This window comes from Marinobacter oulmenensis, assembly GCF_014201735.1.
In the GTDB taxonomy this organism is placed as follows: domain Bacteria; phylum Pseudomonadota; class Gammaproteobacteria; order Pseudomonadales; family Oleiphilaceae; genus Marinobacter; species Marinobacter oulmenensis.
On the sequence record NZ_JACHFE010000003.1, the window covers coordinates 128,993 to 151,150 of the forward strand.

Here is a 22,158-nt window from a genome sequence, read left to right on the forward strand (position 1 = left end):
GTTTACAGCCCCAGTTCCGCCTCCAGTTCTTCCACCTGTTCGCTGACCTCCAGCCACTCGGCCTCGGCGGCCTCCAGGGCCTGCTTGTGGCTGGCCTGGTCCGCCAGCAGCGTTTTCAGCCGCACCTTGCCATCATTTTCGTACAGCCCGGGGTCGGCGAGGTCCTGCTCAATGGCTGCCAGTTCCTGTTGCAGCGTTTCCATCCGCTGCTCCAGCGACGTCTGCTTTTTGCGGAACGGGCTGAGCTGTTTGCGCAACTGCGCTTCCTCGCGTTTGCGCGCCTTTCGTTCATCGGCCGTAAGTGTCGCGGGCGCCGGACTGTCGTCCGGGCCTGACGCCAGCGCCGGTTCCCGCCTGGGCGGAGCCTCGTCGTCCTTGCGCCTGTCGGCCAGCCAGCGTTCGTAATCTTCCAGATCGCCCTCGTATTCACCGACGGTGCCGTCGGCCACCAGCCAGAATTCATCCACAGTATTGCGAAGCAGGTGGCGGTCGTGGGACACCACCACAATCGCCCCGTCAAAATTCTGCAGGGCCATGGTCAGTGCCTGGCGCATTTCCAGGTCCAGGTGGTTGGTCGGCTCATCCAGCAAGAGCAGGTTGGGTTTCTGCCATGCGATGACCGCCAGCGCCACCCGGGCCTTCTCACCCCCGGAGAACGAACGGATGGGGCTCAGTGCCTGGTCGCCATGAAAATCAAAGCCCCCCAGGAAGTTCCGGATTTTCTGCTCGGAGGCGCTGGGGGCCAGTCGCTGCAGATGCAGGAAGGGACTGGCATCCAGATCCAGTGCCTCCAGTTGATGCTGGGCAAAATAGCCAATGGCGAGGTTCTCACCGGGCGTGCGCTCACCCGACAACAGGGTGCCGGCATCCAGCAGTGCGTCCATCAGCGTGGACTTGCCCGCGCCGTTCGGTCCCAGCAGCCCCACCCGGGAACCCGGCAAAAGTGTCAGGCTGATATCCCGGAGAATCACCGTGTCACCGTGGCCCGCTACCCCGTGCCGGATCGACATCAAAGGGTTGGATACCTTGTCCGCCACAGGAAACTCGAAGCTGAAGGGCGAATCCACATGGGCCGGTGCAATCCGCTCCATGCGTTCGAGAGACTTTATTCGGCTCTGGGCCTGACGGGCCTTGGTGGCCTTGGCACGAAAACGGTCGATAAACCGCTGGATCTCGGCAATGCGGGCCTGCTGACGTTCGTAGTTGGCCTGCTGCTGGGCCAGGCGTTCGCCGCGCTGACGCTCAAACGCGGAGTAGTTGCCCGAATACAGTTCCAGATTACGCTGGCTGAAATGCACCAGATGGGTGGCCACACGGTCCATGAAGTCACGGTCGTGAGAGATGAACAGCAGGGTGCCCGGATAACGGCGCAGCCAGTTTTCCAGCCAGAGACAGGCGTCCAGGTCCAGGTGGTTGGTGGGCTCGTCCAGCAGCAGAAGATCCGACGGCCGCATCAGCGCCTGGGCCAGGTTGAGACGGATGCGCCAGCCACCGGAAAAATCCGACACCGGGCGCTCGGCATCACCGTCTGCAAAACCCAGGCCCCGAAGCAGTTGCTCCGCACGCCGGGGTGCCGACCAGGCCTCATGCACATCAAGCTCGCCGTGCAGGTGGGCCACCCGGTGATCATCTCCCTCAGCTTCCGCTTCAGAAAGCTCACGCTCGAGACGGCGCAGCTCAATATCGCCATCCAGGATGAAGTCGCGGGCGCACCGGGAAGAGGCTTCGAATTCCTGAGCCATGTGGGCGATCCGGCAGCCGCCCGGTAGCGACACACCGCCCTGTTCCGGGGCCAACTGACCCAATAACAGCTGGAACAGGCTGGACTTGCCCGCACCATTGGCGCCGACAATGGCAACCCGCTGGCCAGGCTGGACGGTCAGGTCAACGCCTTCTAGCAACCAGGCGCCACCTCGTTGTAAACTGAGATCGCTTATCGTTAACATAGGTTGATTCTGTCGATGGATTGCTGCCAGGGACGCGCCCCGTGATGACTATGCCGTTCCCCGAGCCACTGGACCTGCCGCCCGCTCTGGAGAAGGAAACGCCTCTGTGGCGCTACGCGGTCGCATGCTGGCAGCAACCGGAACTGGCCCGTGCCTGTCTTCAGTTGCAGGCACAAGGCTGGAGCGTGACCCGCATTCTCTGCGCCGGCTGGCTGGGCGCATCCGGGCGGCGCTTCTCCGGCATTGAGGACGCTAAGGTAACAGAGTGGCGAAGCCATGTAACCGGTAACCTGCGCAGGGCACGCAAATCAATTCCAGCGGATGCCCCCCTTTACCGGGGTTTGCGTGATACCCTGTCAGAAGTCGAACTGGAGGCAGAGCAGACCGAACTGGCCCTGGCCTGGCAGACACTCAGAGAGCGCAACCCGGAGGCCAGTGATATGCACGATCGCAAGGCTGCTACAAGAACCAACCTGCTGGCCGCCGCTCCCAGCAGCTCGCCCGTGGATGCCGATACGGAAGACCTCATAACGGTACTGGCAAAACGCCTTGCCAACGGACCGGCCGAGGATCTGGAACCATGTTGATGAAATGGCTCATCCGTCTCGCCTTTCCGGCCCTGGGTCTTCTGCTGTTGCTGATGTTCTTCGGTCTGGGCGATCCAGTACAGGCTCCCCAGCCCTCGGCGGAGCTGAAACTCCAGGAAATCCCGGCGTTTGAAGGTCTCATCCCCTCGCCCATCCCTACCGAGGGGCCAGACATCGTCTTCAAGTGGCAGGACAACGACGGTAACTGGCACTATGCCGACCAGCCACCGGCCCGGGGGCCGTGGAACACCCTGGCAATCGAACGGCCGGACCCGGGTGCCCGCAACAATCGCCCGGCAGACCCGGAAACGGACTGGCAGTCGCCCTACAGTGCGCCGTTTTCACTGGAACCAACCCCGGCCAATAACGGCTCCTGACCCCTAACGGGCATCAATCCTTAACACATGTTCAGTGGCATGGCAGCCTGGAACCCGTTACCGTGGGCACACGCGATAAACAGGGGCCCCAGGCCCCGACCATACACAGGCTAAGGATCACACCATGAAAAAGACGCTTCTGGCACTCAGCATGGCCGGCCTCGTTGCCGGTTGCTCCACTGCCCAGGAAACCCCGAAACAACCCTCACTGGAAACCACCGCTGAAAAAGTCAGCTACGGTATGGGCCTGGTGATGGGCGAACGCATGACCCAGGATCTGCCCGACCTCCAGATGCAACAGTTCCTGCAGGGCATCGAGCACGGTCACGCCGGTGAGGATCAGGAGCGCCGCCTGACCCGTGACCAGATCCGTGAAGCCCTGATGGCTTACCAGCAGGAGATGCAGGAAAAACAGAAACAGCAGATCGAAGAGCTGGCCACCAAGAACAAGGAAGCCGGAGAGGCCTTCCTGGCGGAAAACGCCGAGCGTGATGGCGTGAAAACCACCGACTCCGGCCTGCAGTATGAGGTGGTTGAAGCCGGCGATGGCGCCAGCCCGAGCGCGGAAGACGCCGTCAAAGTGCATTACACCGGCACTCTGATTGATGGCGAGGTGTTTGACAGCTCCCGCGAGCGCGGCGAGCCGGTCACCTTCGTGCTGAACCAGGTCATCCCCGGCTGGACCGAAGGGCTGCAACTGATGAGCGAAGGCGCCCACTACAAATTCTACGTACCGTCAGATCTGGCCTACGGACCGGGTGGCGCAGGCAATCAGGTGATCGGGCCCAACGAAACCCTGATCTTTGATGTGGAACTGCTCGCGGTTAATCCGGACGAGAACGACCGTTGATCGCACTCCATTGCCGTTAAAAAAACCGGGCCGTGGCCCGGTTTTTTTGTGTTCGCGGATCAGGCGGGGGCCAGTTTGCTCTCGTGGGCATTGTGGAGGTGCTCGATCAGGAAATCCTCAACCTCGAAACGACTTTCGAGAACTTCCCCGAGCTGCGACAGTTCCGCAAACAGCGACTCAAGATCCAGTTCATCCACAGATTGGCTGTCCAGCCGGTCGTTGAACTGAAGCGCCACTTCCGTGGTTCGCTCGATCCGCGGATACAGTTTGGCGGCCAGTTCCAGCCCCCCGTCATTGAACTCCTTGGCTTCCTGGATCAACTGCTCATAGATCTCAAAGTGGCCCAGGGACACATAGTCCACCAGGACTTCACACAGCCCCACGAACTTTTCGCGCACCTCATCGGCACTGGGGTCATCGTTATGGGATGACAGGGCACAGTACCTGACCAGCAGTTCCTGACGCTCCTTCAACCACCGGTCAATAAGTTCGCTGACGCCACCCCAGCGCTCCCTGGCATTTCGGCAATTTTCCAACATGGGCCAGACTCTCCTATCAATTGGTCCGCCGAATCATTTTCCGATCTTCGGTTCTTGTTATGTCAGGGTCAACTTACCCCAAGGCGGAACCCGGCCGCAACTGTTTCAGCTTTGCAACCAACTTTTCGGACGATAGCTGCGGAACATCATGACCAGCCCGAGCAGAGTCACCAGCGTGAAAAAGATCGCAGTCCAGCCGGGAATACTCAGCCCCAGGAAGCGCCATACCACCTGGGCACAATCGCCACTGCCCTGGAACGCAGTTTTCAGAACATCAAACCAGGGCAGCACTTCCAGCATGTAGTCCACCGAAGGGCCACAGGCCGGGACCTGATCGGCCGGCAGATTCTGCAGCCAGAGCTGGCGACCGGCCACCACCAGACCTGCGCCGGAACCCAGCGCCATCAGGAAGCCATAGACCCGGTTACCGTTGCCCGTAGGGCCGTGCAGAAACGCCACCAGGCTGACCAGCCCCGCGGCCATGAATCCGAAGCGCTGCAGCCAACACAGGGGGCAGGGTTCCAGCCCCATGACGTGCTCCATATAGAAGGCCACCGCCAGCAGGCCGGCACACAACAGGAAAACAAAACCGAACACCCATCTGCTTGTCAAAACGATACCCCGGAATCATCATGTGGACTGAATGAAGGCCAGTGTCCCGCCTGGCCACCCAAACTCAGGAAACAATCGTAACCCATGACCATCATCAATCCCATGATTCGCCACAGATTACCGCTCGCGGCCCTGATCTTCCTGCTGACTGCCCTGCTTTCCTGGCCCGCGCTGGCCCAGGACGAGGAGTCCGACGAGGAAGCGGAAGCCGAAACGGAAAAAGTCACCGATTACATTGAGATGGAACCGTCGTTTGTGACCCACATTGGCGCACCCGGCAACAAGGTCACCTATCTGAAAGTGGCCGTGACCATCCGGGCTTCCGCCGAGAGCACGCGGCCGGCCGTGGAAGCCCACATGCCGCGCCTGCGCCACGAACTGGTCATGCTGTTCGGCGAGCAGACCGATGCCGACAAACTGTCCTCCAACGAGGGCAGGGAAGCCCTTCGTGAGGAAGCGACAAAACGTATCAATCAGGTACTGGAAGAACAGCGGACCGGCGAGAGCATCACCGGCGTGCTGTTTACGGAGTTTGTGGTCCAGCGCTGATCCGTCGTCTCAGGAGCGCAGGTACTGGTCCAGGAACTCGGCGAAGGGCTGGGTATCCTCGCGCTCCATAGCCTTCTGCTCGGCCACGGAGGCTTCGGCAATGGCGCTGTACTCCGCCAGCTCCTGTGCCGACAGCGGGTCAGCCAGCAGGGCCTCCTGATGCTGGCGGGAGATATCCATAACCCAGTCCCGGTGCCCCTGCCCCGCCGCCGACATGGCGTCCAGAACCCTTGCTGACGGTACCGACCAGTCACTGCCCTCAAGCTTGGCAGCCTGGGCTGTCAGCGCCGACCGGTACCGGTCTTCGCCGTTCCAGCTGTCCAGCAGTTCCGCCAGGGGCGCAAGGCCTTCCAGGATTTCCGCTGCGGCACCAGCAACCGGCATCCGTTGACCCGCCCGGCACAGGGTCAGGTCCTGCCACCGGCCGGAGGCGACCACATCCTTGTAGTTGTCGTCCAGCCGTTCGCATTCCTCATCGCCAATTCGCGGCGAGTCTGCCAGCAGGCAGTCCAGCAGGAACAGGTCCAGGAAATCCACCTGCTCGCGATTGATCCCGATCGGTGAGAACGGGTCCAGGTCGAGACAGCGCACTTCGATGTATTCCACACCCCGGGCGTCCAGCGCCTGAGTCGGCTTTTCGCCGGCCTCGGTGGTGCGTTTGGGGCGGATCGCGCTGTAGTACTCGTTCTCGATCTGCAGCACGTTGGTGTTGATCTGGATGAACTCGTCACCGCGCCGGGTACCAATGGCTTCATAGGCCGGCCAGTTGGTGTGGATGGCCCGGTCCAGTGTGCGGGTGTAGGTCTTGAGCTCGTTGAAACAGATGTTCAGCGAAGCCTGGGCGTTGTTGTGGTAACCCAGGTCACCCATGCGCAACGAGGTGGCGTAACGGCCATACCAGGTGCGGTCATCCAGCCGTTCGAGGTCATGCTTCACGCCGGCCACGAAGCTGTCATCCAGCGCCGGCGAGGCGCCGAACAGCAGCATCAGCAGCCAGCTGCGGCGGCGAAAATTGCGGATCATCCAGAAGTACTGATCCGATTTGAAGTCCTTCAGGCTATCGGTATTGCCAACCACGCCCTGCCATTTCTGCCAGAAGCTGTCGGGCAACGACAGGTTGTAATGGGCACCGGCGATGCTCTGCATCACCCGGCCATAGCGCACAGCCAGCCCCTGACGATAGACATGCTTGAGCTGGCCGATATTGGAGGTGCCATAACGGGCGATGGGAATGCTTTCGTCCCCGTCGATCTCACAGGGCATGCTGGCCGCCCAGAACAGCTCATCGCCCAGATGATGCTGCACAAAGCGGTGCGTATCCCGCAGCGAGGCCAGCATGCCTTCGGTGCTGTCAAAAACCGGCGTGATCAGCTCCAGCAGGGCCTCGGAATAATCGGTGGTGATGCGGGGATGGGTCAGTGTTGAGCCCAGGGCTTCGGGATGCGGGGTCTGGGCGATGAAGCCACTGGCGTCCGCCCGGAGGCCTTCTTTTTCCACCCCTTTCAGAAAACCGTCCCAGTCACTGGCGGCAAACTGGTAAAACAGGGCGTGGCGGGATTGTGCCATGTTGAACTCCTGTTGGGGCGGCCATCCACCGGATGACCGCTTTTGACTCTGTGTCGGCTAGCGACCGTTTTTGCGGGCGGAGGCCATGGCCTGGGCCAGGGCTCCGGCCATCGCGCCCTGACCTGCGTTCTGTCCGCGCCGGTTATCCTGGTGCCGGTTGCGGCCACCGGAGGCATCACCCCGGTTCTTACCGGAACCGGAACGGGCACCTTTGCCACTGCTGTCTGCGCCGGGCTGGTCATCCATACGCATGGAAAGGCCAATCCGCTTTCTCGGGATGTCCACTTCCATCACCTTCACCTTGACGATGTCGCCGGTTTTGACCACATCCCGCGGGTCTTTCACGAAAGTATTGGAAAGCGCCGAGATATGCACCAGGCCATCCTGGTGCACGCCGATGTCCACAAAGGCACCAAAGTTGGTGACATTGGTGACCGAACCTTCCAGCACCATACCCGGCTTCAGGTCGCTGAGGGTTTCCACACCTTCCTCGAAACTGGCAAAGCGGAATTCCGGCCGGGGGTCACGCCCCGGTTTTTCCAGTTCGGCCAGGATGTCCTTGACCGTGGGCAGGCCGAACTGCTCGGTGACGTAATCCTTGGGGTCCAGGGTGCGCAGGAAGGCCGCATCGCCGATGATGTTTTCAACCTTGCGACCGTTGCGCTCGGCAATCGCTTCGACAATACCATAGGCCTCGGGGTGGACCGCAGAGCGGTCCAGCGGATTATCGCCGCTGGCAATGCGCAGGAAGCCGGCCGCCTGCTCAAAGGTGCGGTCCCCCAGGCGGGCCACTTTCAGAAGCTGGCGCCGGCTGGTGAACACGCCGTTCTGGCTGCGGAAGTCCACGATGTTCTGGGCGGTAGTCTGGTTCAGGCCGGACACCCGGGCCAGCAGGGGCACTGAGGCGGTATTCAGGTCCACACCAACGCCGTTTACGCAATCCTCGACCACCGCATTCAGGCTCCGCGCCAGCTGCACCTGGGACACATCGTGCTGGTACTGACCGACGCCGATGGACTTGGGCTCGATCTTCACCAGTTCCGCCAGCGGGTCCTGCAGGCGCCGGGCGATGGACACCGCACCCCGGATGGTCACGTCCAGATCCGGCAGTTCCCGGGAGGCAAACTCCGAAGCCGAATAGATCGAGGCGCCGGATTCGCTGACCACGATACGGGCCAGTTTCAGGTCCGGGTAACGCTTGCACAGATCCGCCACCAGCTTTTCCGTCTCCCGGGAGGCGGTGCCGTTGCCGATGGCCACCAGTTCAATGCCGTATTTGCGACTGAGGGCCGCCATCTGCTCGATGGCCTGGTCCCACTGGTTCTTTGGGGCATGCGGATAAATGGCGCCGTGATCCACCACCTGGCCGGTACCGTCGATGACGGCCACCTTGACGCCGGTTCTCAGGCCGGGGTCCAGCCCCAGGGTCGGGCGCGGGCCGGCGGGAGCCAGCAGCAGAAGGTCTTTGAGGTTGGCCGCAAAGACGTGGATAGCCTCGGCTTCCGCCCCTTCCCGGACCTGGGCCATCAGGTCGGTCTCAATCTGGGTGGACAGCTTGACCCGCCAGGTCCAGCGCACCACTTCGGACAGCCAGCGGTCCGCTGGCCGGCCCATATCGCGAATATGCCAGCGGGCGGCGATGCGCTGTTCAGCCGGGTGCGGCTGGCGGCGGTCATCCTCGCCGTCACCGACCACCAGACTGTAGGCCAGGATGCCCTCATTGCGGCCACGCAGGATGGCCAGGGCCCGGTGGGAGGGTACTTTCTTCAGCGGTTCTTCATGATCGAAATAATCGCGGAACTTGGCGCCTTCGTTTTCCTTGCCCTCGACAACCGTGACCTTGAGCCGGCCCTCCTGCCAGATGAAGTCACGAAGATCACCCAGCAGCTCGGCATCCTCCGCAAAGCGCTCCATGAGGATGTAGCGGGCGCCATCCAGCGCGGCCTTGGTGTCGTCGATGCCGGCCTCGGCATTGAGGTAGCCCGCAGCCACCGTTTCTGGGTCCTGGCTGGGGTCGTCATACAGGCTGTCTGCCAGCGGCTCCAGGCCGGCCTCACGGGCAATCTGGGCTTTGGTGCGCCGTTTGGGCTTGTACGGCAGGTAGAGGTCTTCCAGGCGGTTCTTGGTGTCCGCCGCCTCAATTGCGGTGCGCAGCTCGTCGGTCAGCTTGCCTTGCTCATCGATGCTGGCGAGGATGGTGCCGCGCCGGTCCTCCAGTTCCCTCAGATAGCGAACCCGTTCTTCGAGGGTCCGCAACTGGCTGTCATCCAGCGAGCCGGTCACTTCTTTACGGTAACGGGCGATAAAGGGAACCGTGGCCCCTTCGTCCAGCAGGTCAACGGTAGCGTTCACCTGCTGTTCACGGATACCGAGCTCGTCAGCAATGCGCCGGGAAATACTGTTCATGCAACCTCTGTCTGGTCTGATGTGCCAAGTCAAAGCGCAAACTTACAGCGGCTCAGTTCTGCAGGCAAGCGGACTGGTTACGACGGTTCAGAAATTGCACAAGATCCTCCCAGGCCATCGGGCGGGCATAATAGAAGCCCTGGATCTCATCGCAGTGCTGCTGGCGCAGGAATTCCAGTTGGCCTTCGGTCTCCACGCCCTCGGCCACAACACTCATCTGCAGACTGTGGGCCAGGCTGATGATGGCACGGATGATATGCTCCGCATCGGCGGACTCCCCGAGGGCCTGAACGAAGGATTTGTCGATCTTCACCAGTGAGATGGGCAGGTGCTGCAGATTGCTGAGTGATGAGAAACCGGTGCCGAAATCATCCAGGGCGAAACTGATGCCCAACTGGTTCAGTTCCCGAAGACAGCGCTGGGCATAGTCCGGGTCGTGCATCATGGCACTTTCGGTGAGCTCCAGCTCCAGCAGGCTGGTATCGATGTTGGCATTGAAGATGATGCGAAAGATGGTTTCCGTCATCTTCCGGTCATGGAACTGGCGGAACGACAGGTTGACCGCGAACACCAGACCGGGGAACCCCATGTCCTGGCATTCTTTCAGGCGCTTGCAGGCCTGCTCAATCACCCAGTAGCCGATGGGGACAATCAGACCGCTGCGCTCGGCGGCCGGAATGAACTCGTCCGGCCCCACCAGCCCGCGGGTGGGATGCTGCCAACGCAACAGGCACTCCACACCGCGAACTTCTTCGGTCGCCAGGTCAATACGGGGCTGGTAATACAGTTCCAGCTCACGCCCCCTCAGGGCGCTTCTGAGATCCGCCTCCAGGCGCAACTGATGCCCGACGGAAACGTGCAGCTGATGGTCATAGAACCGGTAACTGGTGCCTGGATCCCGCTTGGCTTCGAACATCGCCCGATTGGCACGGCGCAGCAGGTTTTCGGCATTGTCCCCGGCATCCGGATAGGTCGCCACACCGATACTGGCACTGATGACGATGCTCTTGCCGTCCATGTTGAACGGTTCGTTCAGCGCGGCAATCACCTTGCGGATCACCAGGTTCACATCCGCAGAGTCCTCGATTTTTTCAACGATGATGGCGAACTCGTCCCCACCGATCCGCATCAGCGAATCCACACGGCGTAGCGCCGAACGCAGCCGTTCGGCCAGACAGAGAATCAACTGGTCGCTTCGCTGGTAGCCAAAGGATTCGTTGATACTGCGGAAGTCATCCAGGTTCAGGTGCAGCAACACCAGCCGGTGCCCGCCCCGCTCAGCGCGCAGCAGCGCCTGGCGCAGGCGGTCGAAGAACAGGTCCCGGTTAACAAAACCGCTGGCCACTTCCCGACCGAGTTGCCCGTGGGTCGATTCCGAAAGCTGTTGCCGATACCACAGGTATTTGACCGCACGACAGAAACTCCAGCGGTCCAGGGTTTGCCGGCAGAGGTAATCCGAGGCGCCGGCGGCAAACAGGCTGTCCGCCTTCTCGCTGCTGGTTTCGGCACTCAGGGCAAGGATCGGGCGCTCCTCACTGATCGCGGCCAGGTACTGCAGGAAGCCCGCCTCGGAGCTGTCATGGCAGGCGCAGTCCCAGACCAGTACATCAAAACTGGCGTTGCGGATCAGGTCGTCGCAATCCATCAGGTCCGGACACCAGGTCGCGTCCGGGTGGGTTTCCGGATCGCCCGACAGCATGGCGCAAAACCACAGGAAGTCTGCATACTCCGGAGTCAGGACCAGCAGGCGCAGGCGGTCCGATCCGGTATCCTCAGGCAGCGTCATCGGGCAGAATCCATTGTCTGGTCAAGGGCACTTTCCTTTGAAGCATAGCGTATTGCGTTACAAGGTACAGTAAGCCGGCGTGGTGTAGAATATACCGGCGTCAAATTCCCCAACCTTGCTGCGGCCCGATTCCAATACTGTGAACAAGCTCAACCCCAGACAAAACGAAGCGGTTCGCTATGCCGACGGCCCCCTGTTGGTACTGGCCGGGGCCGGCAGTGGCAAAACCAGCGTGATCACCCGGAAGATTGCCTATCTTATTGAGCAAAAAGGCATTCCGGGCCGCCACATCGCAGCGGTCACCTTCACCAACAAGGCCGCCCGGGAGATGAAAGAACGGGTTGGCCGGATCGTCGATCGGGGCAAATCCCGGGGGCTGATTGTTTCCACCTTCCACAACCTGGGCCTGAACATGATCCGTGAGGAGCATGCGCACCTGGGCTACTACCCGGGCTTCTCGATCTTCGATGCCGAGGACGCCAAGGCCCTGCTGCAGGACCTGATGCTCCGGGAAGACACCGCCGACGAAGGCGACGAACTGTCGGACATCCAGATGACCATTTCATCCTGGAAAAATGCCATGCGTCGCCCGGAGGAGGCGTACAGCAAGGCCGAGGATGAACGGGAACAGCGCATCGCGCTGATCTACAAGCGCTACAACGAATACCTCAAGGCCTACAACGCGGTCGATTTTGACGACCTGATCCTGCTGCCGGTGCTGCTGTTTCGGGAATGCCCGGATGTCCTCGCCAAGTGGCGCCGCAAGATCCGGTACATGCTGGTGGACGAATATCAGGACACCAACGTCTGTCAGTACGAACTGGTCAAGATGTTGGTGGCCGAAAGGGCGGCCTTCACGGTGGTTGGTGACGATGACCAGTCCATCTATGCCTGGCGTGGTGCCCGCCCGGAAAACCTGGCGCAACTGAAGCAGGACTTTCCCAGCCTGAAAATCATCAAACTGGAACAGAACTACCGTTCCACCAGCCGCATCCTGCGTTGCGCCAATACGGTGATTGCCAATAACCCTCACGTGTTCGAGAAAGCCCTTTGGAGCGAGCATACCGTCGGCAACGAGATCCGCGTGATCCGCTGCCGCAACGAGGATGCCGAAGCCGAACGCATCGCTACCGAGATACTGGACAACAAACTGAAAAACGGCCTCGAATTCCGCGATTTTGCCGTGCTTTACCGGGGTAATCACCAGTCACGCCTGCTGGAAATGAAAATGCAGGCCTACCAGATTCCCTACCGGATGTCGGGCGGCCAGTCTTTTTTCTCGAAAAATGAAATCAAGGACGCCATGTCCTACCTGCGCCTGCTGGTCAATCCGGATGACGACGCCGCTTTTCTGCGGGTGGTCAACGTGCCCCGACGGGAAATCGGCCCCCGCACACTGGAGCAGCTGAACCACTACGCCAGATCCCGGGAGGTCAGCCTGTTCCGCGCGCTGGCCGACATGGGCGCGGAATCCCACATCGCCGAGCGCGGACTGGAAAGATTACGCCGCTTCGCCCACTGGGTGGACCGCACCTGTGAACGCCTGCACACTGACAACCCCGTCCATGTGATCAAGCAACTGTTCACCGATATTGAATACGAGGAATGGCTGCACCAGCACTCCGCCACCCCGAAACAGGCCGAACGCCGGATGGAGAACATCTGGTACCTGGTGGAATCAATCCAGCGGATGCTCGACGACGGCAAGGGCACGGCGGACGAAACCGGCATTGAGGACGCCATCACCCGGCTGGTGCTGCGTGACATGATGGAGCAGCGCGAAGAGGAGGACGACAGCGACAAGGTCCAGATGCTGACGCTGCACGCCTCCAAGGGCCTGGAATTCCCCCACGTGTTCATCATGGGCATGGAGGAGGAAATCCTGCCCCACCGGGCCAGCATCGAAGAAGGCAACATTGAGGAGGAGCGCCGGCTGATGTACGTGGGCATTACCCGTGCCCGGGAGACTCTGTCGATGACCTATGCCGCTTCACGCAAGCAGTATGGCGAGAAAATCGAAACCATACCCAGCCGGTTTCTGGATGAGTTTCCGGAAGAGGATCTTCGCTGGGAGGGAACCGGCGACCTGGACCAGGAAGCCAATCAGAAAAAAGGCAAGGCCACCCTGAGTGCCCTGCTGGGGGATCTCGGCGTATAGGGAGCATCAGGCCCCGTAATCACGGGGCCTGGCCAGGCATTACTGGCTGTTTTCCACCATGTATTCGATGGCCGCGACGATTTCGTCGTCGGAACAGTCAGAGCAGGTGCCCCGAGGCGGCATGGCGTTAAATCCATTGATCGCGTGATTGGTCAGGGTTTCCATGCCTTTGTCGATACGCGGGCCCCAGTCACCGGCGTTACCCATCACCGGCGCACCAGCCGCACCAGAGGCGTGGCAGGCAGTACAGGCTGCGTTGTAGACGTCCTCACCTGAGCGAGGGCCAGAGCTAGAGCTGGCAGACTGGGCGGGAGCCGCCGCGGCGCCACAATCATCACCCTGCTGGCAGACTTCGCCCACCGGCTGGATGCGTTCACTGATTTCATCTTCAACACTTGCCAGTGCTGTACCGGCAACCAGGCCAAAAGCCAGCAGGGCAAAAGCCGCAACTCTCTTCATCATCACAATGCTCCTCGCATTTGAGCGTTATAATCTTTCAGGCGCAGCATTATAGCGACTGCGCCGACGCAAAAAAACCAACGGCCACAGACAGAAATTGATTTCAACCATTTAAATGACAGTTTCGTAGGTACGGGCGCGTCAGGCACCATTCTCGGTTACCATACGGTTTTTATTCCGTTTACGGTCTTTTTTATGCGCAAATACCTGCTGATTAGCGAGTTTTCGTGCCTTGCGGTACTTCTGGCCTCCATGGCCTGGCTGGGCAACTCATCCGGCGGCGAAGCCCCACCGGCCGCCACCGCCTGGCTTCTGGTTCCGGCCCTGGCCAGCCTTGGCGTCTTCCTCAGCTTTCTGGGCCTGATGTACCTGCGCTGGGTGGCGTCCAGCGAACAGTCTGCCCCCCGGCACAAAATCGTATTCGCACTGCTGACCATCACACTTCTGAGCCTCTGGGTCTATGGTATTGCCAACACCTGGTCCGGCCTTCATTCCGCAGCCTGAGGATTTCCAATGATACGTTGCCCTTCCCTGCCGCACCTTGCGGTTATCGGTTTGACCGGACTGGTCGTTTCTTCCCAGGCCCTGGCCCGGGAAAACGACGCACCGTCTCCGGAAAACTGCGCACAAATCGAAGACGATGCCCAGCGACTGGTCTGCTACGACCTTCAGACGGCAAAAAAGGATAAAACCCAGGAAACCGTGGAAAAGGCGGAAAAGTCCATTTTTTCTTTCACCGGTGGTTTTGTCAGCCACCGCCCGAACTACATTCTCCCCATCTCCTGGGTCCGGGACCCGAACCCTTACCCGGTCAGCCCCGGATTGGGAACGTCCGACTACGGCTATGAACTGGAAAACGAAGAGGCCAAATACCAGATCAGCTTCAAGGTGCCGCTGCTGACCGGCCTGTTCGAGGACGGCACTACCTTCTGGTTCGGCTACACCCAGAAATCCTTCTGGCAGGTCTACAACCAGGAGGACTCAGCCCCGTTCCGGGAAACCAACTACGAACCGGAGCTGTTTTTCCGCCAGAAACTGGATTGGGATCTCGGCCCGGGCACACTGGATAATGTAACTTTCGGCTTCAACCATCAGTCCAACGGCCAGTCCGACCCCGAATCCCGGAGCTGGAACCGGATCATGGCCAGCGCCACCTACCGGACCGACAACTGGCTGTTCATGGTCAAGCCCTGGTACAAGCTGCCGGAAAACGATAAGGATGAAGCCGACAACGCGGACATTGAAGACTACCTGGGGTACGCCAGCTATCACGTCATCTACGAGCCAACCGAAGGCCAGACTCTGTCCATGAAGATGATGAACAACCTGCAGTCCACCAACCGCACATCGGTGGAACTGGGCTACAGCTTCCCGCTGGGCGAGACCATCAAAGGCTTTATCCAGTATTACAACGGCTATGGCGAAAGCCTGATCGACTACAACCACCGCATCGAAAGGGTGGGCATCGGCATCATGCTCAACGACTGGCTGTAAGACTACCGGGCCATCAGGGTGGTGGTACACCTTCCTGAAACACGCTCCTGGCGGCACATCCCTGTGTCGCTTGGGCTCCGCCATCCCTGGCTCCGCACAGTTTCAGGAAGGTGTACCACCACCCTTCCACCGTGCCATCCTTCCGGTTATTCCTTATTCAGGCGATCCATCACCTGTAACAGTTCCTCCGTTTTCTCTTCCATCAACGCCTTGTCCCCACGGGACTCCACGTTCAGCCGCACCACTGGTTCGGTATTGGACATCCGCAGGTTAAAGCGCCAGTCGTCGTATTCCACGCTCAGGCCGTCCACATGGCTCACCTGCTTGGCGCTGGGCCCGTAGCTGGCTTCAATGGCCGCAATCACTCTGGCGGGATCGTCGATGGTCCGGTTGATCTCACCACTGGCGGGATAGGCCTCAATCCGGGCATCAATCAGGGAGGACAGTGTCCGGCCTGACTGACACAGACGCTCAGCCACCAGCAGCCAGGGGATCATGCCACTGTCGCAATAGGCAAAATCCCGGAAATAGTGGTGGGCGCTCATTTCACCGCCGTAGACCGCATCCTCATCCCGCATGCGCTGCTTGATAAAGGCGTGACCGGTCTTGCTTTCGATGGCTTCGCCACCGGCGGCCCTGACCAAGTCCAGGGTATTCCAGGTCAGTCTGGGGTCGTGAATGACCTTGCCACCGCCGGTCTTGCGCAGGAACTGATCCGCCAGCAGGCCGACAATGTAATAGCCCTCGATGAACCGGCCATTTTCGTCGAAGAAAAAGCAGCGGTCGTAATCCCCGTCCCAGGCGATGCCCATCGCCGCGCCCTGGGCAATGACGGCATCGGCCGTGGCGGACCGGTTCTCCGGCAGAATCGGGTTGGGCACGCCATTGGGGAAGTGGCCATCGGGCTGATGGTGGATCTTGATGAAGTCAAATGGCAGGTGCTGTTCAAGCTCGTCAATCACCAGCCCGGCGCCGCCGTTACCGGCGTTACAGACGATACTCAGCGGATGCAGGGAGGCGGAATCGATGTACCCCAGCAGGTGGTCCACATAGTCCGTCATCACTTCCAGTGATTCATAACTCCCCTGGGTAGCAGCATCGGTAAATGGCTCCAGAACCCGGTCACGGATATCGTTCAGGCCATTGTCCGAACTGATCGGACGGGACCCGGACCCGACCATCTTCATGCCATTGTGATCCTTGGGGTTATGGCTGGCCGTGACCATGATGCCGCCATCCATGTTGAAATGACTGGTGGCAAAGTACACCTGCTCTGTACCACTCAGCCCGATATCAAACACATCCGCCCCGGCTGCCATCAGCCCGGTTCCCAGGGCCTCGGCAATTTCCGGGCTGGACAGGCGAATGTCGTAACCCACGATCACCTTGCGGGCACCGGTGATTTCCACATAGGCCCGGCCAATCTTTTCGGCGAGTTCGGCATTGAGTTGCTCAGGCACCCGACCGCGCAGGTCGTAGGCCTTGAAACAGGAAAGATCCATCTCAGTCTCCGGAGTCGATAGGAATGGGATAACAACCATTCTACCTGTTTCGGGAAACAAACGAAGTGCGGGGCCAAAGGCCCGGAAGGAAACAGGCCTGCCAGTCGACCGGCAGGCCTTGAAGGCAGGCTTACTCGGCTGCGGATTGCAGCTGGATGTAATTCTGGATACCCATCTGGGAGATCATCTCAAGCTGGGTTTCGAGGAAGTCGATGTGCTCCTCCTCGCTGGCCAGAATGCTGCGCAGCAGTTCACGTGTCGCGTAGTCCTTGACCTCTTCACAGTACTCGATGGCTTCCTTGTAATCGGCGTGGCCGCCGATTTCCAGCTTCAGGTCGCACTGCAGCATTTCTTCGACGTTTTCGCCGATCAGCAGCTTGTTCAGGTCCTGCAGGTTGGGCAGCCCTTCAAGAAACAGAATCCGCTCGATCAACTGATCGGCGTGTTTCATTTCATCGATGGACTCTTCGTATTCCTTGTCCGCCAGTTTGGTGATCCCCCAGTCCTTGTACATGCGCGAGTGCAGGAAGTACTGGTTGATGGCAGTCAGCTCGTTGGCGAGCGCTTTGTTGAGGTACTGAATGACTTTCTTATCGCCTTTCATAACCGTTGTCCTTGTTCCGTGATTGCGTTAATTCACAAGGATAGTCGGTTTGGCCGCGATAAAAAATCACCGTTGGAAAGGACTTACAAGTGGGAATGGAAACAACCGTAACCGGGTGCCTGGAGCACCCGGCGCTCAGGCAGGCTGAGCCAGCATGTTTGCCATGGCCAGGTAGTCCGGCGTGCGGGACTCCCGCAGGATTTCCCGGGCGCTGCAGGCGCAGCGACCACACTGGCGGCCGACACCCAGCTCTTTGCCCAACTGGCGCATGGAGCTGACACCGTTTTCCGCAGCCTCACGGATTTCCCGATCGGTCACACCCTGGCAAAGGCAAACGTACATAAGAGGATCTCATCAACAAAACCAATGGTAGTGATAAGTATTGTTATTTGCAGACGGGATTGCAACCCCTTTGCACATTTTTTGTTCTTAATTTTTGATCAGACCTCACTCTCCCGGGTCAGATTGCGGGCGCCAGTGTCAGTAACCGCGACATTGTCCTCAATGCGGATGCCACCGCAACCTGCCAGTTCATCAATGAGCGACGAATTCAGGTGGCGCTTCATGGCACCGGACATCAACGGGTCCAGCAGGGACGGAATGAAATACAGCCCCGGCTCGATAGTGACCACCATGCCGGGCTCCAGCGTCCGGGTCAGCCGCAGGAAGGGCGCATCTGCCGGGGGCGGGGTCGGTTTTCCGGCCACATCGTGCACCTGGATACCCAGGAAATGCCCGATTCCGTGAGGGAAGAACGCACGGGTAATGCCCTCGGCGACCATGGTGTCGTCATCCAGGCCGGTGACCAGCCCGGAAGCGGAAAGCAGCGCCGCCACTCCCTGATGAGCCTTGCGGTGGATCTCAAGATACTCCACCCCGGGCGCTACCTGTTCACAGAGCCGACGCTGAAGCAACTCCATGCCATGCACCAGCGAGGCGAAGCGGTCCTGGCCCGCCCCCGGCGTGGTCCGGGTGATGTCTGAACAGTACCCGCGATAACGGACCCCGGCATCAATCAGCAGGCTGCGGGAACGGGCAGGCCGCCGGGTCCCGTAATGCTGGTAATGCAGGGTGCCTGCGTGTTCGTTGATGCCAATGATGCTGTGATACGGCGCCTCGGCTTCCCTCTGTCCGGTAGCACGCTGATAGGCCAGATTAATACCGAACTCGCTCTGCCCACCCGCGAAGGCCTCCCGAGCGGAGCGGTGGCCATCCAGGGCAATAGCATTGGCCTGGGCCAGGCATTCGATTTCATAGCGGGTTTTGTGAACGCGGGTTTCGTCCAGCGCGCCCAGAAGCCCTGGCGGATTGTGTTCCCCGAAACCGACGCCCGCCAGTACCCACGGATCCCCGACCACGGCCAGGCGTCCGGCACTTTCCAGTTGTGGGGCCTCCGGCGTCTGCTGGCTGCGTACTTCAATGAAGCTCTGCCAGGGCTCCTGCTCCAGCGCCAGGTTGGCGTGCCAGAAATCCACTGGCTCGAACAGCCACAAAACGGGATTCTGCCCTGCCCGGATCCAGAGCCAGCAATGCTCGCGACCGGTCAGCCCGGTCCAGTGCAGGAAGGGCCCATAGCCCTGAAAATGCCAGGCCTGGTCATCACCGTAGCGATAAGGCGCCGCGCCGGAGGCAATCAGCAGGCTGTCGTAGCCGTGGGTCTGGAGGGCGGATTCGTACCTCTGCTGCAGCTGGTCCAGGTGATCGAGCTGCAAAGACAACAGGGAAGGGTTGGACATGTCAGGTTTCCAGTTGTTTCCAAAGATTCAGCAGATCCGGCGAGCGGGCATCCCGCAGGCGGATCAGTCGTATTTCCAGGGGCACATCCCAGCGCTCATCACCGGCCCTTACCAGACTGCCGAACTGTTCACTTTTCTCACTCATTCGCCGTGGCAGCCAGCCCATCCCAAACCCCTGTTTAACCAGGGCCTTGATACTGGAGGACTGGGTGTTCTCGTTCAGGGGCAACAGGTTAGCCCCCAGGTTGTTCCGGCCCAGGTGCCCCTCAATGGCGGATTGCAGAAAGCCACGGCTGTGGTAGGCAATCAGCGGAACCGGCTGCTCGGCATTGCCGGGCAGGCCAAAACGCGGCTGCCCAGTGTCATCGGCAATGCTGACCGGCACGAGGGCCTCCCGGGCCACCACCAGCCAGTCAAACTTGCCGGCATCCAGGCGGCTGCGCCAGGGCAGGTCCGGGTGCCAGTAGCAAAGCACCAGCTCACACTCCCCGCTCTCCAGTGCATCCAGAAACTGCTCGCCAATCCAGTTGGTGGCGTTCAGGTTCAGTTTCAGCCGCTCGGCTATGCCCGCCTCCCGGGCCCAGCCCTGGTAGAAATGGGAAAACAGGCCCTGGGTCGAGCCCACACTGATACGGGCCGAGGCCTCGGCCTCCAGGGCGGTGATGCGGTCACGGGTATCGCGAACGTCCCGGGTGGTGCGCTCACACAGTTCCTGGAACAGCTCACCCGCCGGCGTCAGCGTCAGGGGCAGGGTCTGACGATTGATCAGCGTCGTGCCCATGGCCTCTTCCAGCAGTTTGATGCGACGGCTGAACGTAGGCTGGCTCACGTGCTGCTGCTCGGCAGCCCGTGAGAAATGGCGCGTACGTGCCAGCGCCAGGAAGTCTTCCAGCCAGCGTATTTCCATGGAGTTTCCAGCAGCTTGATTCGAAGGTTATCAGTCGACTGAAGGCATCATAGCCTATTGCCTCCCGTGCGCTACAACCGCCCTTCCTCCACGGCGTGACAGGCCACGCGAGCTCCTTCATCCGTTGCGATCAGCTCCGGCACTTCGGCCCGACAACGCTCATTGGCATACGGGCAACGACCGTGGAACACGCAGCCCGAGGGCAGGTTCACCGGCGTGGGCACCTCACCCTGCAGGCGGATGTGATTGGGCCGGTCATCCTCCAGCTTGGGAATGGCCGACAGCAGCGCCTGGGTGTAGGGGTGCCGGGGCGTGGCGAAGAGTGTGGCGGTATCCGCCAGCTCACACACGCGCCCCAGGTACATGACCGCCACCCGGGTACCAAAGTGCTCAACCACCGCCAGATCATGGGTAATAAACAGGTAGGTCAGCCCCCGGCTCTCCTGGGCGTCCATCAGCAGATTCAGCACCTGGGCCTGAATGGAGACATCCAGGGCCGAGATGGGTTCGTCCGCCACGATGAACTCCGGGTCCACTGCCAGGGCGCGGGCGATGGCGATCCGCTGGCGCTGGCCACCGGAGAATTCATGGCCGAAGCGACTGCCCCAGTCCGGATCAATCCCCACCGAGTGCATGACTTCGTGGATCTTGTCGCGCACTTCGATATCGGACCAGTCCGGGTGGTGAAACCGGATCGGCTCCTCCAGCGTCTGCTGGATGGTCATGCGCGGATTCAGCGAGGCATAGGGGTTCTGGAAGATCATCTGCATCTTGCGCCGGTACGGCAGGGCGTCCTTGCCGTCCAGATTGTCGATGCGCTGGCCGTCGTAGTGGATCTCACCGCCACTGGGCGAAAGCAGGCCCATGACCGTGCGCGCCACCGTGGATTTGCCACAGCCGGACTCGCCCACCACACACAGGGCCTCGCCACGCTGCACGTCCAGGTCCACACCATTGATGGCGTGAACGGCCTCCTGCTTGCGGCGGAACCGGCCGCCTTCGAAGGTAATCTGTTCCAGCAGGTTGCCGGACAGATCAAACCGTTTTTCCAGCCCACGGATACTTACCAGGGGGGAGGTCATGATTCGGCCTCCTGCATCTGTCTCTCCTGTTCAATCAGGTTGGCCACTTCGTAACAGGCCACGTCCACGTTGCCGGAGCGCACATACTCCGGCATCGAGTGCTTGCACTGCTCGGTGGCAAAACGGCAGCGCGGATGGAACGGGCAGCCCTTTGGTACATTTTTCAGGGACGGCATGGCACCGGGGATCTGGAACAGCCGATCACCCGGCTCGCCCATCTGCGGCAGGGCGTTGATCAGGCCCTGGGTGTAGGGGTGCTGGGCATCGTTGATGATTTCCCGCGTGGGGCCCTGTTCAATGATCCGCCCCGAGTACATCACCAGCATGCGCTGGGTGACCTGGGACACCACGCCCAGATCGTGGGTGATCAGCATCAGCGCCACGTTCTCCTGCTCACAGAGATTGAGCAGCAGGTCCATGATCTCGGCCTGGATGGTCACATCCAGTGCGGTGGTGGGCTCATCGGCGATGATGATTTCCGGGTCCAGCAGCAGTGCGATTGCAATGATCACCCGCTGGCGCATGCCACCGGAGAGTTCATGGGGGTACTGATCCAGACGTTTTTCCGGAGACGGGATCTGCACCTTCTGCAGCCGGTCCAGGGCGATCGCCCTCGCCTCTTTCTTGCTGATCTTGCGGTGGGCCTGAATGGCTTCCACCATCTGGGTACCGATGGTGAGCACCGGATTCAGGGTCATCATCGGGTCCTGAAAGATCATGGCGATGCGGTTGCCGCGGATGCCCCGCAGTTCACGCTCGCTCATGGCCGCCAGGTCCCGGCCTTCAAACAGGATCTGCCCGTCGGCGATATAGCCGGGTTTGGCGATCAGGTTGAGGATGGAAAACGCCGCCACCGATTTACCGGCGCCGGACTCACCCACCAGACCCAGGCGTTCGCCCTTGTCCAGGCTGAAGCTGATGCCACGCAGGGCGGTCAGATCGCCGCCGCGCACGGCAAAGCGGGCATCGAGATTTTTAACTTCCAACAGTGCCATGGT

General features: G+C 60.5%; 21 protein-coding genes. 7 read left to right on the forward strand and 14 right to left on the reverse strand.

Annotation, left to right across the window (positions count from 1 at the left end):
- Positions 1 to 2: 2 nt before the first annotated feature.
- Positions 3 to 1,946 carry an ATP-binding cassette domain-containing protein gene (locus tag HNR38_RS06850; RefSeq protein ID WP_183701147.1) on the reverse strand — a complete coding sequence of 648 codons (1,944 nt, stop codon included), beginning with the start codon at positions 1,944 to 1,946 and terminating at the stop codon, positions 3 to 5.
- A gap of 44 nt (positions 1,947 to 1,990) precedes the next feature.
- On the opposite strand from HNR38_RS06850, the gene HNR38_RS06855 reads away from it, so the two are divergent.
- The 3 genes from HNR38_RS06855 (at position 1,991) to bamJ (ending at position 3,760) form a co-directional block, all read left to right on the forward strand.
- Positions 1,991 to 2,533 carry a DUF2390 domain-containing protein gene (locus tag HNR38_RS06855; RefSeq protein ID WP_183701150.1) on the forward strand — a complete coding sequence of 181 codons (543 nt, stop codon included), beginning with the start codon at positions 1,991 to 1,993 and terminating at the stop codon, positions 2,531 to 2,533.
- Positions 2,527 to 2,910, forward strand: coding sequence for a DUF4124 domain-containing protein (locus tag HNR38_RS06860; RefSeq protein WP_183701153.1), 384 nt, complete (start codon positions 2,527 to 2,529; stop codon positions 2,908 to 2,910). The genes HNR38_RS06855 and HNR38_RS06860 overlap by 7 nt, the downstream gene beginning before the upstream one ends.
- Positions 2,911 to 3,034: 124 nt before the next feature.
- On the forward strand, positions 3,035 to 3,760 hold the full coding sequence (gene bamJ / locus HNR38_RS06865) for a BamJ family beta-barrel-assembly machinery protein (RefSeq protein WP_183701156.1): 726 nt from the start codon (positions 3,035 to 3,037) through the stop codon (positions 3,758 to 3,760).
- Positions 3,761 to 3,819: 59 nt separating this feature from the next.
- Here bamJ and rsd read toward each other — a convergent pair whose 3' ends face one another.
- Positions 3,820 to 4,299 carry a sigma D regulator gene (rsd, locus tag HNR38_RS06870; protein WP_183701159.1) on the reverse strand — a complete coding sequence of 160 codons (480 nt, stop codon included), beginning with the start codon at positions 4,297 to 4,299 and terminating at the stop codon, positions 3,820 to 3,822.
- Positions 4,300 to 4,404: 105 nt separating this feature from the next.
- Positions 4,405 to 4,911 (reverse strand): disulfide bond formation protein B, encoded by a 507-nt coding sequence (locus HNR38_RS06875; protein WP_183701162.1) that lies wholly within the window; start codon positions 4,909 to 4,911, stop codon positions 4,405 to 4,407.
- A gap of 84 nt (positions 4,912 to 4,995) precedes the next feature.
- Here HNR38_RS06875 and HNR38_RS06880 point away from each other — a divergent pair, with 84 nt between their 5' ends.
- A complete protein-coding gene (locus HNR38_RS06880) occupies positions 4,996 to 5,460 on the forward strand; it encodes a flagellar basal body-associated FliL family protein (RefSeq protein WP_246362520.1) in 465 nt (154 codons plus the stop codon).
- Positions 5,461 to 5,469: 9 nt separating this feature from the next.
- Here the strand turns inward: HNR38_RS06880 and gshA are convergent, their stop codons facing one another.
- From gshA to HNR38_RS06895, 3 genes are read right to left on the reverse strand one after another with little or no spacing between them, the layout of a single operon-like run.
- Positions 5,470 to 7,026, reverse strand: coding sequence for a glutamate--cysteine ligase (gshA, locus tag HNR38_RS06885; protein WP_183701165.1), 1,557 nt, complete (start codon positions 7,024 to 7,026; stop codon positions 5,470 to 5,472).
- 57 nt (positions 7,027 to 7,083) lie between these two features.
- The gene (locus HNR38_RS06890; protein ID WP_183701168.1) at positions 7,084 to 9,432 is read right to left on the reverse strand and encodes a Tex family protein; all 2,349 of its coding nucleotides are present in this window, start codon (positions 9,430 to 9,432) and stop codon (positions 7,084 to 7,086) included.
- A 52-nt stretch (positions 9,433 to 9,484) separates the two neighbouring features.
- Complete coding sequence (locus tag HNR38_RS06895; RefSeq protein WP_183701183.1) at positions 9,485 to 11,218, reverse strand: putative bifunctional diguanylate cyclase/phosphodiesterase; 1,734 nt, start codon at positions 11,216 to 11,218, stop codon at positions 9,485 to 9,487.
- A gap of 139 nt (positions 11,219 to 11,357) precedes the next feature.
- Here HNR38_RS06895 and rep point away from each other — a divergent pair, with 139 nt between their 5' ends.
- Positions 11,358 to 13,376: a DNA helicase Rep gene (rep, locus tag HNR38_RS06900; protein WP_183701186.1), complete on the forward strand. Its 2,019-nt coding sequence runs from the start codon at positions 11,358 to 11,360 to the stop codon at positions 13,374 to 13,376.
- Positions 13,377 to 13,415: 39 nt separating this feature from the next.
- Here rep and HNR38_RS06905 read toward each other — a convergent pair whose 3' ends face one another.
- On the reverse strand, positions 13,416 to 13,838 hold the full coding sequence (locus tag HNR38_RS06905; RefSeq protein ID WP_379919072.1) for a c-type cytochrome: 423 nt from the start codon (positions 13,836 to 13,838) through the stop codon (positions 13,416 to 13,418).
- A gap of 192 nt (positions 13,839 to 14,030) precedes the next feature.
- Here HNR38_RS06905 and HNR38_RS06910 point away from each other — a divergent pair, with 192 nt between their 5' ends.
- Together HNR38_RS06910 and HNR38_RS06915 are read left to right on the forward strand one after the other, a co-directional pair.
- A complete protein-coding gene (locus tag HNR38_RS06910; protein ID WP_183701189.1) occupies positions 14,031 to 14,339 on the forward strand; it encodes a hypothetical protein in 309 nt (102 codons plus the stop codon).
- Positions 14,340 to 14,348: 9 nt separating this feature from the next.
- Positions 14,349 to 15,329 carry a phospholipase A gene (locus tag HNR38_RS06915; protein ID WP_183701192.1) on the forward strand — a complete coding sequence of 327 codons (981 nt, stop codon included), beginning with the start codon at positions 14,349 to 14,351 and terminating at the stop codon, positions 15,327 to 15,329.
- Positions 15,330 to 15,475: 146 nt separating this feature from the next.
- Here the strand turns inward: HNR38_RS06915 and HNR38_RS06920 are convergent, their stop codons facing one another.
- From HNR38_RS06920 to HNR38_RS06950, 7 genes are all read right to left on the reverse strand, one after another.
- Positions 15,476 to 16,831: a phosphohexomutase domain-containing protein gene (locus tag HNR38_RS06920; protein ID WP_183701196.1), complete on the reverse strand. Its 1,356-nt coding sequence runs from the start codon at positions 16,829 to 16,831 to the stop codon at positions 15,476 to 15,478.
- Positions 16,832 to 16,961: 130 nt separating this feature from the next.
- On the reverse strand, positions 16,962 to 17,435 hold the full coding sequence (bfr, locus tag HNR38_RS06925) for a bacterioferritin (RefSeq protein WP_183701198.1): 474 nt from the start codon (positions 17,433 to 17,435) through the stop codon (positions 16,962 to 16,964).
- A gap of 135 nt (positions 17,436 to 17,570) precedes the next feature.
- Positions 17,571 to 17,777 carry a bacterioferritin-associated ferredoxin gene (locus HNR38_RS06930; protein WP_183701200.1) on the reverse strand — a complete coding sequence of 69 codons (207 nt, stop codon included), beginning with the start codon at positions 17,775 to 17,777 and terminating at the stop codon, positions 17,571 to 17,573.
- 98 nt (positions 17,778 to 17,875) lie between these two features.
- Positions 17,876 to 19,171, reverse strand: coding sequence for a Xaa-Pro dipeptidase (gene pepQ, locus HNR38_RS06935; RefSeq protein WP_183701202.1), 1,296 nt, complete (start codon positions 19,169 to 19,171; stop codon positions 17,876 to 17,878).
- A 1-nt stretch (position 19,172) separates the two neighbouring features.
- Positions 19,173 to 20,078 carry a LysR family transcriptional regulator gene (locus tag HNR38_RS06940; RefSeq protein ID WP_183701204.1) on the reverse strand — a complete coding sequence of 302 codons (906 nt, stop codon included), beginning with the start codon at positions 20,076 to 20,078 and terminating at the stop codon, positions 19,173 to 19,175.
- Positions 20,079 to 20,149: 71 nt separating this feature from the next.
- Complete coding sequence (locus HNR38_RS06945) at positions 20,150 to 21,160, reverse strand: ABC transporter ATP-binding protein (RefSeq protein ID WP_183701206.1); 1,011 nt, start codon at positions 21,158 to 21,160, stop codon at positions 20,150 to 20,152.
- Positions 21,157 to 22,155, reverse strand: coding sequence for an ABC transporter ATP-binding protein (locus HNR38_RS06950; protein WP_183701208.1), 999 nt, complete (start codon positions 22,153 to 22,155; stop codon positions 21,157 to 21,159). Before HNR38_RS06950 ends, HNR38_RS06945 begins: the two co-directional genes overlap by 4 nt.
- Between the last annotated feature and the right edge of the window lie 3 nt (positions 22,156 to 22,158).